The sequence below is a fragment of the Hallerella porci genome, assembly GCF_003148885.1.
GTDB lineage: Bacteria > Fibrobacterota > Fibrobacteria > Fibrobacterales > Fibrobacteraceae > Hallerella > Hallerella porci.
Map to the genome: position 1 here is coordinate 32769 of NZ_QGHD01000019.1, position 13490 is coordinate 46258.

Annotated in this window: 10 protein-coding genes and 1 pseudogene; 6 read left to right on the forward strand and 5 right to left on the reverse strand. The window is 45.6% G+C overall.

Features of this window, described 5'->3' with window-relative positions; all coding sequences use genetic code 11:
* Nucleotides 1-80: 80 nt before the first annotated feature.
* Nucleotides 81-2006 (reverse strand): glycosyl hydrolase, encoded by a 1926-nt coding sequence (locus B0H50_RS09100; protein WP_106199041.1) that lies wholly within the window; start codon nucleotides 2004-2006, stop codon nucleotides 81-83.
* A 249-nt stretch (nucleotides 2007-2255) separates the two neighbouring features.
* Between B0H50_RS09100 and B0H50_RS09105 the strand changes: the two genes are divergently transcribed.
* Nucleotides 2256-2963: a hypothetical protein gene (locus B0H50_RS09105; protein WP_106199042.1), complete on the forward strand. Its 708-nt coding sequence runs from the start codon at nucleotides 2256-2258 to the stop codon at nucleotides 2961-2963.
* Between the two features lie 85 nt (nucleotides 2964-3048).
* On the opposite strand, the gene B0H50_RS09110 is transcribed toward B0H50_RS09105, so the two are convergent.
* Both B0H50_RS09110 and B0H50_RS09120 read right to left on the reverse strand, forming a co-directional pair.
* A complete protein-coding gene (locus tag B0H50_RS09110; RefSeq protein WP_106199043.1) occupies nucleotides 3049-5640 on the reverse strand; it encodes a glycosyltransferase family protein in 2592 nt (863 codons plus the stop codon).
* Nucleotides 5641-5883: 243 nt separating this feature from the next.
* Nucleotides 5884-6831 carry an ArsR/SmtB family transcription factor gene (locus B0H50_RS09120; RefSeq protein ID WP_109587592.1) on the reverse strand — a complete coding sequence of 316 codons (948 nt, stop codon included), beginning with the start codon at nucleotides 6829-6831 and terminating at the stop codon, nucleotides 5884-5886.
* Between the two features lie 27 nt (nucleotides 6832-6858).
* On the opposite strand from B0H50_RS09120, the gene B0H50_RS09125 reads away from it, so the two are divergent.
* The 4 genes from B0H50_RS09125 (at nucleotide 6859) to B0H50_RS09140 (ending at nucleotide 11616) form a co-directional block, all read left to right on the forward strand.
* Entirely contained in the window at nucleotides 6859-7668 is an 810-nt protein-coding gene (locus tag B0H50_RS09125) for a phosphatase PAP2 family protein (protein WP_106199045.1), read from the forward strand.
* A 57-nt stretch (nucleotides 7669-7725) separates the two neighbouring features.
* Nucleotides 7726-8610, forward strand: coding sequence for a DMT family transporter (locus tag B0H50_RS09130; protein ID WP_106199055.1), 885 nt, complete (start codon nucleotides 7726-7728; stop codon nucleotides 8608-8610).
* Between the two features lie 64 nt (nucleotides 8611-8674).
* Nucleotides 8675-10414, forward strand: coding sequence for a (E)-4-hydroxy-3-methylbut-2-enyl-diphosphate synthase (ispG, locus tag B0H50_RS09135; RefSeq protein ID WP_109587594.1), 1740 nt, complete (start codon nucleotides 8675-8677; stop codon nucleotides 10412-10414).
* 50 nt (nucleotides 10415-10464) lie between these two features.
* Complete coding sequence (locus tag B0H50_RS09140; protein WP_233244691.1) at nucleotides 10465-11616, forward strand: phosphoglycerate dehydrogenase; 1152 nt, start codon at nucleotides 10465-10467, stop codon at nucleotides 11614-11616.
* A 71-nt stretch (nucleotides 11617-11687) separates the two neighbouring features.
* Here the strand turns inward: B0H50_RS09140 and B0H50_RS09145 are convergent, their stop codons facing one another.
* Together B0H50_RS09145 and B0H50_RS09155 are read right to left on the reverse strand one after the other, a co-directional pair.
* On the reverse strand, nucleotides 11688-12251 hold the full coding sequence (locus B0H50_RS09145) for a hypothetical protein (protein ID WP_109587595.1): 564 nt from the start codon (nucleotides 12249-12251) through the stop codon (nucleotides 11688-11690).
* Between the two features lie 450 nt (nucleotides 12252-12701).
* Nucleotides 12702-13007, reverse strand: a pseudogene (locus tag B0H50_RS09155) (DUF3427 domain-containing protein); the annotation flags it as partial.
* A gap of 226 nt (nucleotides 13008-13233) precedes the next feature.
* Here B0H50_RS09155 and B0H50_RS09160 point away from each other — a divergent pair.
* Nucleotides 13234-13490 (forward strand): transposase (locus B0H50_RS09160; protein WP_233244693.1); only part of this gene is annotated, 257 nt, incomplete at its 3' end.

A 13490-nucleotide genomic window follows, 5' to 3' on the forward strand; every position in this document is an offset into this window, starting at 1 on the left:
AATCGTCCAAGATTTTTCGTTTACAGAAAAATCTCCGCGGGAGCGGAGCTTGCGTTTAGAGTCAAAATTTTTGTTGAAAATTATTTGACGAGAATTTTCTTCGCAGAAATTCCGGCGGCATTTTTGACGCGGATAATGTAAGCGCCCTGCGGAATTCCTTGGAGCGTAAATTGATGCGTGCCTGCGGCGAGAGAACCGTTGGCGAAATTCTTTACCAAATGACCTTGCAAATTAAAGAGTTGCACCGAAGTTTGACTTGCTTTGGAAAGGGTCAAAGAAAGGCTGCGGCCGGCGAAAGAAATTTGCGCCATTTTTTGAACGTGAGCTTTCGATTGAATGCTCATTTCTTTGCCTTTTCCGACTAAGCCCGCTTTTAAATTTTGCGCTTGTTCCGCTTTCACGGTTGTCATTTCGTCAAAGTTTTCAAAAGTGACGCCGTCTGCTTTGATATCGTCAAAGAAAACATAACCATTAAATTCGGGAACAGAAACTTCGATATAAACTTTTGCAATGTTGCTCATAAAGTTGGTGTAATCGGCGCCAGTCAAAACAACTTGATCTTTTGCGGTGGTCGTTAAATCCAATTCGCAAACGGTGGAATCGCCTGCGTTTATCCAGCAGCCTTCGGGTTGAGCCCAGCCCCAATCGGCATCTTTATTTCCGAGGAAAGCGACGGTGAACCAGAATCCGTTTGTTTTGCTTCCGTTAAATACGGTGACAGACATTTTAGAATTTTTAGAAAGGTCTGCGTTTTCTTTAATGATAATGTTTCCGCGGGCAGTGTCTGCGGGCAATAACTGTGCGTAAAGCCAACGATTTGTGGCGGTATCCGCCGGAATGCGATTCTCAACGGGACGAGCTGTATCCAAATCTCCCAATTTATAACCGACGATGCAATCGGCAACTTTCGTCGTGCTCATCGTATATTTATCCCAGCCGGGCATTTCATCCATTGTAATCACGCATTCGCTGTTGACATTTGCTTTCCAAACGGATTCAACGGTTTGGTCTAAAAAGTTTCCGTTCCAAGTTTGGTACCAAGGCATCCACCAAGACCATACAGTTTTATTTTCTGCCATGACGGATTGGTCGGGAATCGGACCATTTTCGGTCATCGCAAAAATTTTATTGTGGGCAGCAAAATTGGTTTGGAGATCTGTGTAAGCTTCAATGAATTTTTGGGAATAATCATTTGCGCCGTAAACATCCAAGCCGATGACATCGTATTTGTCTTTACCCGGATCCCAATCGGTATCTTTGGCAAGTTGCGGAGTCCAAGCCCAAACTAAGTTTTTAATGCCATTGATGTTGACCATTTGGTCGTAAACTAATTGATAAAGAGCTTGGTAAGCGGCTCCGCCGTGAGAACCCCACCAGAACCATGCGCCGCTTGCTTCGTGCAGCGGACGAAATACTGCAGCAACACCTGCGTCTTGTAACTGTTTAAAGTAAACTGCAATTTCGGCGATGTCTTCGACGATTTGCTTGTAAGTTTCTGAATTGGTATTCCACAGGCAATTTGTGTTGCAGCTAGGATCTGTAAATCCTTGAGTAAAATCAAATTCGGTGAATTCGTTGGCGTTTCCACTTTTGGTGTAGAACGCATCTTGTTTGTGGCTAGGATCTTTCCAATGCCAGCTAAATGCAGGAATACCGCCTTTTGCCCAAATATCTTTTGCGGCATCGACAGCGCTTTGCGTGTAAGCCTTATACCAAGAATCGGAAGCTTTAATTCCGTTTGCAAACAAAAAATCGAGGCCGACTAAAACCGGTTTTTTTCCGGAATGTTCTTCAAAAGAAATGACATCGGGCAAAGCGTCATAAGTATCTGCGATGTCGCCTGTTTGCACGCCGGTGATTGTTTTCACGCCATAGTTTACAGCTAAAAAGTTGTAAAGCTTCTTGGCGGATTCCGTTGCCCCTGCGGTAACAGGTTCAAAGCTAATTGCGGATGCTGCGACAGCACAAACGCCGAGCGCAGCGAGGGATTTTTTCAAAACACTCATAAAAAACTCCTTTTATAATTTGGAAAAATAGTAAATTGCAAAATTTGCAACGGACAAGGGATAATGCAGAAAGATTAAAATAGCGCTTCACGCGGAGAATTTTTTGACTTTAGTTTTAAAATTAAAATTTTTCAGTTTGTAAAATTTAGTCTTGACTAATTTTAATTCTTTTTCTAAAGTTAGCGAAGACTAACAGTTGAAAAAAAAAGGCGAACGTCTTTTTACTCGACGACATTTTTAGGAGTTCAAATGAAACTTTCTTTGGCAAAAAAATTTGGTTTATTGGCGGCAACCGCATTGATGATGGCTTGCAGCGATAGCAGTTCTTCTTCGGACGCAGATGCCGTAGAAACCGATGCGTTCTTAGCAAAACTCGAAGGTTCTTATACGGAACTTTTCCCGGCGATGTTAGACGAAAAGTATAATGCGCTTTGGGATAGTCTTGGAAAAAAATACGCGGGCGATAACGCAGAAATGTTGGTTTCTACTCTCAAGACTTCTTACATTTTGGAAATTACCGGCGAAGAAGCGGTGAAGTATAACGAAGAAAATGAAACTTTTGCTTTCGATTGTTTCTTTGAAAATGGCGTTGAAAAATTCACATTTAAAGGCAATACGATTTCGGGCTACGATCAAAATGGCAAAGAAATTTTTTCGCATGAATATGAATATTTAGAAGATAAACCCGTCGTCGAATTTGCAGAAGCGGGCGCCGCTTTAAAAACATTCAAAAGTCTCGATGAAAATTCGGGCAAGTTTACGTATTTTGCATTTACCTCCGATAATCCGGGCGAAACTTTCCACATTGAATTTCGCTACGGCAGCACTTTAGATGGCTTATACAATTATCTTTCGGGCGATTATGCTTACTGGCTTCCGTCGGGAATTCCGACAGAAAATACAGACGATTATACGAAGAAAGCGATTGATTTATTTATCAGTGAAAATAGCAAATAAATTTTACACAAAGTAACTGCGCGCCGTAGGCGCGCAAAATGAAAATGGCGCGGCAAAGCCGCGCCATTGCTTTAATTTTTTAAAATCAATTTCTGCGCGCTTTTCGCGCGCAGAAATTTGCGATAATCATGACCGCGATAAAAATGGCGAACGCAACTGCGCCCATCCAAAGCGAATAGCGGACAGCGTCCGATTTGTATTCGAAATGCACAGTCGAATTGCCTGCGGGGACAACGACAGCGCGGAGGGTTCCGAAAGCTTTGTAAACTTTTGCGGGATTTCCGTTGACGGTCGCTTTCCAATAACGATGGAAATTGCCCGAAGAAAGCATAATCGCGGGCTTGTCGGAGGAAACTTGATAGGTAATGTCATCCATTTTCGGTTTTGCGATGACTTTTGCGCTTCCGTGAATTTCACTTGAAGATTCAAAGCCTGCGGGCGCTTCGGAAAGAATAATCGTCTTCTTAAAATCGGCGCCGTTGCGTAGAGCTGTTACCGCTGCGGAATCGCTGAGAGTGGTAAAGTCTGCATAAAGATGTCCGTCGAAATTTTCATGCTTTAACGGAATGTATTGCGTTCCCGCACGGGAATCGAAAATCACATCGCCGATGTCCATCAAATCAAGGAACGCATTTTCTTCGGTTCCTTGGGCGACAGCGTTTACATTATACAGATAATTTTCGTTGTTCTGTCCGCCGCGGAATAGACGGTAACTTGCGAGTTCGTTATCGTGGAAACCGTCTGCGTTTCGCAAATTGTAAAGCGGGAAAGAATTGGAACTGAGCGCTTGATCGCGGGAAAGTGAAAGGATGCGCGGGCGCAAAAGCGTATCGGGATGTTCTGCGAGAATGCTGCGAATCACGGGATTTGTCGGCTGCACATATTCTTTGCGCTCGACATTTTGCACGAAGACCGCATCGATGGTGTAAAGTTCAACGGCGGCGAGAGCGCCGACGATTGCAGCTTTTTTCACCGCAGAAAATTTCATCGTCATCACGACCCAAACCGCGACGACTGCGATGACTGCGACGAAGAAACTCGGCAAAATTTTAGCAGCGGCAAATTGCATAACCGTTTCATTTAACGGCTTAAAGTAACTCGCGGTGACGGGATCGATGAGCAAATTTTGATTGGAAAGGAAGAAAATTCCCGTGAGGAAAAATGGCACAAAAATCGCGCCGAGTTCAAGCTTTGAAGAACCGCGGAATTGCAGTTTAAAAGCATTCGCAAATTCTTCGGGTTTAAATGCGACATTGCGATCGAGAATATTGAGAACTGCGATGAGCGCAAGGCCGTAAGCGATGGAAATGAAAAGTCCGGGACCGCCGAGGAAACTCGTCCACGCAAAGCGCGCAACGCAAACGATTCCGAGCAAAATGAGGAACATTACAAGGCCCGCACGCAGAGCGCGGCGGCTTTCTTTTTCGGCAAAAGATTTGACGACGGGAATTGCCATCATGAGCATTAAAAGCGGAAGCCAGAACATCGCCATACTCGGAGCGCGGAAGCTTTTCATCCCCGGAATAATCGCAAACCAAAGTTTGAAAAGTGGAGAATGCACTCCCATCGCATAAGTGAGCGCAACCGCTGCGCCGACAAACCAGAACGCAGCCGCTCGACGATTTTTGCGGACGAAAAATCCGAGGAATGCGAGGAAGGTGAGAATGATTCCCGCGGAATCGTGATTGAGTTTGAACGGATTATGTCCCCAGTAAAAGGGTGAACTTTGAATGTGATTTTTTTGCATGTCGGCGTAAGCGACCGAAATGAGAGAACTGCCCGCAAGTTCGGGGCCTTCTTTTTGTTCGTAAACATCGACGCCGAGAAATCCTGGAATGAGCATTGAAGCGAGTTCTTCTTGGTGTAAAGACCAGCTGCTCGCGTGTCCGTAATTTGTCTTTTCACCGGTGCCGCGGACAGATTCTGCGGTGGTGTATAAATACGGCGGAATAATTTGAAACGCCGAAATTCCAAGCGCAATCGCTAATGCGCCCGCAGCAATTCCCAATTTCTTCGCACGCGTTTTCCAAGTCGTCGAAAGCGCAAGAGTTTCAAAAAGCGCATAAAATCCGGCGCCCCAAAGGAAGAGATAAGTGAGCTGCAAATGCGAGCCCAAAATCATCCACACGACAGAAAGAGTGAAAACAGCAAAGTAGAGAATGCTTCCTTCGCGGATGATTTTTCGGATAGCGAGAAGCGCTAACGGCGCAATCGCAAAAACCATCATTTTGCCGTCGTGACCGCCGTAGACATACGAAAAATATTGCGGCGAAAATGCGTAGAGAAATCCGAAGAGAGTTCCCCAGGCGAGACTTCCCGTGAGCGAACGCGCAAGCGCCATCGCCGAAAGGAATGCGACCCACAAGATGAGAATGAATTTGAAACCGACAGCGCGGGCGGGGTCGGTGAGAAATTCGACGAGGACGAGCGGATGGTAAGCGTCGCCAAAAAGAGCGTCGATGGTCGGGACGCCGCCTAAACGAGAATCGTCCCATTCGGTGAGAATGAAATTCTGCGCCCGCAGCACTTTACTGCCGATACCATTTAATTGGTCGGAGTTGAGCATAAGCGTATTCGCATCAAAAACGAACGCGCGGAAAATAAAGAGTAAGAAAATGAAAAAGGCAACGCCGATGCCGGCAAATGCCCCGATTTTTTTGACGGTTTCTTTTTGCATAAGTGCAAAATAAAAAAAGCCGCCCCACTAGATGGAGCGGACAAGTCCGAGTTCGAACTTTGCAGCGTTAATCGGCAGCGTTTTCGTCGAGAGCGCGAGTCTGTACGATATGATAAATCGAGAACAGAGAAAGCAGGAATACGACGACAATGCCAACGATCTTTACAAATTTACCCATAGATTCACTCCTTTTGGTTACGATTATAATTTACAATAAATTTGGCGAAAAAGGAAATATTGCGATTACTTTTTTTTCACCAAGATGCAAATAGCGGGGAGTTTCTTCTCGGCAGAAATTTCACTTTGGATAATTTCGGACGAAACGATTTCGCACGGGAGATTTTGTAACAAGAATCGAATGCGTTCTTCGCTAAATCCGAGCCACAAGTGTCCGTGAGATTCGCGGAGTTCTTCTTCTTGGTGTTCGGCGAGATCCAACAGGGCGAGAGTTCCCCCGGGAGAAAGCAACCGAATCGCTTCGGCGAGAGCTTCTTGCGGGCTTGATGCGTGATGTAAAACTTGACTCATTAAAACCAAATCCGCAGAATTCGCGGGCAAAGGAATTTTTCGCATGTCTGCGCAGAGAGCTGTCAAATTTTCCACGCCTTTTTCGCGGGCAATTTTCTTCACCCCATTCACCGTGGTTTCGCTGATATCGATAGCGGTGACGCGTTTGCAACGGTTCGCAAGCATAAAACTCAAATCGCCGCCTTCACCGCAGCCGATATCGATAGCGTGTTCAAAGGGAACCATTAAATGTGAAAACAAAGAAATCTGCGCTTTTAAACTGCCGCCGGCTTCGGAAAGTTTGTGGAATTTGGGGGAATAAGTGTTGCGGCGTTCCAATAAAAGATCTTCGACTCGGCTTTCGACGAGCGCGCGGTCGGGGAGATTTTCCCACGCTTTTGAAATCATATCGTAGAGTTTATGGCTCAAATAAAGATCGTCCGAAAGACCGTAAAATGCTTTGATTCCTTCGCGGCGGTCTTTTAAAAGTTTGCAGTTAGAAAGTTTGGACAAATGTCTGCTCGCATTCGATTGATGAATGTCGAGAATTTCTTTGAGTTCGTTGACGGTAAATTCCGAATGCGAAAGAATCATCAACATTTTCAAACGCGTTTCGTCGGAAATCGCATTGAAAAGTTCAAGATTCGGGGAGAGCGGTTCCAATGTGGAGCTTTTTTCTTGCATAAAATAAATCTATTTTTTTTTTTGAAAATGGCGAAGGTCCGTTTTACAATTTTCGTCGCCCTAATCGCACTTGGGGGAATTTTTCCGCGGATCGCTTCGGCGGAAATGACTTCGCATTTGTCTTCATCTTCTCAGCCTCCTTATTCGCTAAAACTGAAAACGGATTTGTCTTTGCTCGCTCTCGGAATTGGCACATCGATTTGGGGAAGTGTGCGTTATCACGATATGGAACCCCGCAGTGAATTGCCCGCAAAAAGTGAGCTTCTTCTGTGGGATAGACCATTTGCCGGAAATCATAATCGCAATGCAGATAAAGTAAGCGATTGGATGCGTCTCGCCATTTTACTTCCGTTTGCGTGGGAAGGTTACAACTGGGCAACGGACAAAAGCGATGGTGAAGAAGTTGCGACATTTCTTGTCACTGCAGTCGAAATTGGACTTTTGCAAAATGGATTGAATTTACTCGTGCGCAGTTTTCGATTGTGGCCGCGTCCCGAATTGTATGCGGATGCGGATAAAGACCGCGGCGAAGCTTGGGGCTCTTTTTATTCGGGACATGCAAGCGCAGCGTTTTCGCTCGCCGTTTTTAGCGGCATGTGGTTTGAAGAAAAAAATCCAGAATCGCCTTGGGTGCCTGTGGTTTGGAGCGTTTCGCTTTCGTCGGCAACATTGGTCGGCGTACTTCGCATTTGGGCGGGGAAACATTATCCGACGGATGTTGTCGCGGGCGCTTTCGTCGGATCGTTAACGAGTTTTGCGGTATTAAAATTGCATGAAACAGAACGGGTTTCGCTCACAGCGCTTCCGGGTTACATCGGATTTTCTGTGCGCTTTTGATGCGATGAAAATTTTGAAGAATTTCAATTCATTTTTTTGATTTTTATTTTTGGAGCGATGAAAAATTCACGCATGAGTCTTTGGCATTTTTTAGCGATTCTCACGATTATCGTTTGGGGCGCAAGTTTCGTCTCGACGAAAGTTTTGCTGAATGCGGGATTTCTTCCGACGCAAGTTTATCTCTTGCGATTTCTTCTCGCGTATTTGATTCTTCTCGGTTTATCGCATCAAAAATTTTATGCGGGAAATTGGAAAGATGAACTTCTTCTCGCATGCTGCGGACTTACAGCGGGCTCCATTTATTTCATCGCCGAAAATACGGCGCTCGGCCTTTCGTATGTTTCGAATGTTTCGTTAATCGTTTGCGCAAATCCGCTTTTCATTATGATTGCGACGGGAATTTTCTTTGCGGGCGAACGCTTGAATAAACGGCAAATTACGGGTTCGCTCATTACTTTGTGCGGAATGATTCTCGTCGTTTTAAACGGAAAATTTATTTTGAAAGTTTCCCCGGTTGGCGATTTACTCGCCTTTGTCGCGGCAATTGTTTGGACGGTTTATTCTTTAATTGTGCGGCCTCTTTCTCTGCGTTATCCGACTCTTTATATTACGCGGAAAATTTTCTTTTATGGATCGCTCACATCGATTCCGGTTTTATTTGCAACGGGCGCCGATATTCCGTGGCGCGCATTTCAAAATCCAATCGTCGCGGGAAATTTTCTTTTCTTAGGAATTATCGCATCGCTTTTCGGCTACATTGTTTGGAATAAAGTTTTGAAAATGATTGGGACAGTTCTCGCTTCCAATTACATTTATGCGGTTCCGCTTGTTTCCATTCTTTGCTCCGTTATATTCTTGCGGGAACGGATGACTTTGGTCGCAATCCTCGGCGCTGCATTGATTTTGTGCGGAATGCTTTTGGCCGAAACGAAAAAGAAATAAGGCGCAAGGACTCGGCGCGGAAAAAAGAAAATTTCTTATTCCCGCAAAATTCTATATTCAACGCATGGCTACAACTTTTGATTTTCCTTATGTTTCGAATCGGTTCTCGCCGGTTCGCAGAAAAACGATTCCTGTTCATGTTGGCGATGCAATTATCGGGGGCGGAGCTCCGATCCTCGTGCAATCGATGACGACGACAAAGCCGAAAGATGTGGCAAAAACAGTAGCCGAAACTTTGGCTTTAGCTAAGGCTGGCTGCGAACTCGTCCGCATTACTGCGCCGACTCTCGCCGACGCTCAAGGCCTCGAAGAAGTGATGAAACAAATCCGCGCAGCGGGTTGCAAAGTTCCCGTTTCCGCAGACATTCATTTCCAACCGAAAGCGGCATTCGAAGCGCTTAAGTGGGTAGAAAAAGTCCGCATCAATCCGGGTAATTTCGTCGATACAGGCATTGCAACTCTCGATTTGCAAGCCGACAAAAATTTTGATCAAGGCCGCGAAAAAGTTTTTGAAACTTTCACCCCGTTTGTGCAAGAAGCAAAACGCTTGGGTCGTGCCATTCGCATCGGCGTGAATCACGGTTCTCTTTCGGCGCGGATGATGTATCGTTACGGCGATACCGTCGAAGGCATGGTCGAAAGTGCGATGGAATATCTCGCCGTCTGCGAAGCGGAACATTTTGATCAAGTCGTTGTGAGCTTAAAATCTTCGACGCCGCGAGTCGCCATTTGCGCTTATCGGATGCTCGCTGCAAGACTCGAAGCAGAACATTTCAAACCGTATCCGTTCCATGTCGGCGTGACCGAAGCTGGTGCAGGCGAAGACGGTCGCTTAAAATCTTCGGTGGGAATCGGTTCGCTTTTGCTCGACGGCTTAGCGGATACGATTCGCGTTTCGCTTACGGAAGATCCTGTCGCCGAAGTTCCTGTGGCGCACGAACTCATTCGCGCTTGCGCATTACCGAAAGAAGAACTCCGCTTCGGAGCTCCGGAATGGAAAAAAGATCCGTATCATTATGAACGTTTGCAGACTTCGTCGGTCAATTTCTCGGGAGTTTCTCTCGGCGGAAATGAAATCGTCCGCGTAGGCGAAGTCGCTCCGGTGGTAAGCATTTCGAGAAAGCCTCGGACTCCGGAATTTGCGTTTATCGGAATTGATTCGCAAAATATCGTCGCATTCAAAGATGCGTTTGATGTCGCAGCATTTGCTGCGGGCGAACGTGAAGTGCCCGCGGATGCGCTCATCGCTTATACGGGTGACAATTACACCTTCGGCGTTCGCGCTCTCGTTTCGGCGCTCGCTCAGAAAGGCGCAAAAAATCCGATTCTCCTTTATCAAAAAATCGACAGCTCGGAACGCGCAAAATTAAAAGTCGCCGCAGAATTTGGAAGCCTTCTTTCCGATGGCTTTGGCGATGCTGTTGTCATCGAAGATCCGGCAGATCAAAAGTCGGCAGTGCTTCTTGCGTTTGATATTTTACAAGCCGCAGGCATTCGCCGCAGCAAAACGGAATTCATCAGCTGCCCGAGTTGCGGACGGACTTTGTATAACATTCAAACCGTTCTCGGAAAAATTCACGAACGCCTTGGGCATTTGCAGAATATTTCGATTGCGGTGATGGGCTGCATTGTCAACGGAACGGGCGAAATGGCAGACGCTGATTTCGGCTATGTCGGCGGTGCTCCGGGATTCATCAATCTTTTCGAAGGCAAAACTTGCGTGAAGAAGAATGTGCCCGAAGCCGAAGCCCTCGACGAACTCGTTGAACTCATCAAGAGTCGCGGCCGTTACATCGAAGAATAAATTTTTATTGAACCTTCACAAAGGAACTCACTATGCGTAAAATTAAAACCATGAACAACATTTCCCAGAAAGGTCTCGGCCTCTTCGGCAAGGACTATGAAGTCTCGGAATCGATGGAATCCCCTGATGCGATTCTCGTCCGCAGCGCTCAAGTCGATACAGATTCTTTCGACGGACTTTTGGCAGTCGCTCGCGCCGGTGCAGGCGTGAACAACATCACCATCGACAAAGCGAGTTCAAAGGGTATCTGCGTTTTCAATACGCCGGGTGCAAATGCAAACGCTGTTGCGGAACTTGTGATGACGATTCTCGGAATGGAAGTGCGCCACGTTGCCGAAGCCGAAGCTTGGGTGAAGGCACTCGATCCGAATGATCCTGCTTTGGATAAGACGATTGAAAAAGGCAAGAAGATGTTCTCGGGCACCGAACTTTCGGGCAAGACTCTTGGCGTGATCGGCCTTGGAAAAATCGGCGTGCTCGTTTCGAACTATGCGCGTTGGAAGAATATGAATGTCGTCGCTTATGATCCGTATCCGAGTGCTGCAAACATGCATAAGCTTTCGAATGTGGTGACTGTCGTGAAGACGATTGACGAAGTCATCGCTAAGTCGGATTTCCTCACTGTGCATGTTCCGTTCATCAAGGGCGTTACCGAAAACATGTTGAACGAAAAGAATCTCGCTGCATTCAAGGGCTCGATCATTATGAACTTTGCCCGCGGCGGAATCGTGAACATGGATACCGTTTACAAGATGATCGATGAAAACCGTTTGAGCGCATACCTCACGGACTTTGCCGATGCAAAATCTTTGCAGAATCCGAAGATTAAAGTCTTCCCGCATTTGGGCGCAAGCACCGAAGAAGCCGAAGAAAATTGCGCAGTGATGGCAGTCGAAGAACTCAAGGATTACTTGGAATTCGGCGTTGTCCGCAACTCGGTCAACTTCCCGCCGCTCGATAGCTTCCCGCATGCCGAAGTCAAGAGCCGCGTCGTCGTCATCAACCAAGACGTTCCGAATATGATTGCAGAAATCACGAAGGTCTTTGGCGCTGCGAACATTAACATTGCAAGCTTCAGCAACAAGTCGAATGGCAAGATCGGTTATAACTTAATCGACGTCGAATCTTCTGTGGATGATTCCATTATCGATGCGTTGAAGAAACTCGACAAGGTGATTCGCGTCCGCGTGATTCACTTCTAATTTTTCACTTTTGAAAAATAAAAAGCGCCGAAGAATTTTCGGCGTTTTTTTATGGAATGAAATGATGGCGTCTAATTTGTTTGGCAACTTTGCTTTGCTTCTTCATAAGTTTCGTCGCGATTGGCATTTTCTTTTGTCTTCGATTCGATTTCCACATAATAAGTGGAACCTTTGCAATATTGCTTGCTCGGTTCAAATTCAATTTGATCTTCCTCGGGAGTATCTTCGCTCATCAAGGAGTCAATGGTATGCTGCATTTTGTCGCCCATCAATTTAATTAGCAATTCACACTCGGCTTCCGAATTGGTTTCTTGCTTGATAAGAGTCGTCACTTGCGCATTATCGCCGTCCCATTTGATAATCATCTGAATCGTTTCGTTTTCTAAAATCCAAGTATCGTCCGATTTTTTGAAATCGCAAGAGGTAAAGATTTCGAAATCATCGTCATCGGAATTGCTCGAAGTCGGATTTTCAATTTCAGAATTTCCGCTCGAAGAACTTGTTGCGGGAGTTGAGACGCTAGACAAATTATTTTCCGAGTCATCGGTCGGCGACGAGCTAGAATCATCGCAAGCGCTCATCATCAAGAATGTGAACCCCATCGCCAATGCAAATACAATTTTGGATTTGAACATGTTTTTTGTCTCCTATTGAATGGTTGAAAAACTAACAACTTTTTAAATGAAAAATGTAGATGATGGCGCGCCGGAGGAAAGAACTTAGAGCTTAGAACTTTGATCTTAGAATTCTCTAAGATCATTTGCGCGAATTTTGAATTCAGAATTTGACCGTTTGAAAATTTGGGTGATTATTTTGCTGCAAAATTTGTCCGTCGGGACTCCGGAGATAACATTTTACCCGCAAAATTTGTTCATCGGAACTCCGGAAATAACATTTTACCCGCAAAATTTGTTCATCGGAACTCCGGAGATAACATTTTACCCGCAAAATTTGTCCGTCGGGATTCCGGAGATAACATTTTACCTGCAAAATTTATTCATCGGAACTCCGGAGATGAAATTTTGCAAATTTTCGCTCTCTGAGCACTGCCCACTAATTACTAACCACTCATTCCTCATTTTTTCCTATCCCACTGCGAGCTTGTTTGTTTTCTTGATGAATTTTGCGGGAATGGAGCGCTCTAATTTCCACGTGATGCTCATCGGGCGCGAGCCTTTGTGGGTAACGTAATCGGCGAGGCCTAAAAAAGTGTAAGCCGCGGCAGCACCGCTCACGGAATCGGTTTTATATTCGCGGACAAAGAGCAAAATTTTGCTATTCAATTCTCGGTGGTGAATGTAGCGCAAACCGGTTTTTGAGTTTTCGGATGTGGTGCACTGACTTTGCCAATGGAATAATTCTTCGTTAATCGAATAATCGTCGTACATAGATTTACTGAGAAATTAGGAGAGAGGAATGAGAAATTTTTAGTAAAGCGCCTATGGCGCAGAAAATAAAAATACTCTCTTTAGAAAATTAAAGAGAATATTTATAGTTAATTAGTCGTCCCTTAAAATCCCGCCCAGCCCGCATAACTATTGGGAAAAACTGATTTCCACCCTGTGAAAATATTGCAAGGTTTTCTAAAATATGACTGAAAACCTTGCAATTTTTCCCATGTACAGACCGCCAAAATCCCACGCACAGACAAGCCTTTTCTGTTCCCTTGAGGAGCAGTTGAACCACAAGCACCCCCTCTACGTTCTCGCGAACAAGATTGACTGGAACAAGTTCGAGACCGAGTTTTCGAAACGGTTTGACGACAAAATGGGTGCGCCGAACAAGCCGATCCGTCTCATGACCGGGCTCATCATCCTGAAGCACATCCGCAACGTATCGGACGAGTCCGTCGTGGAGCAGTTTCAGGAAAACGC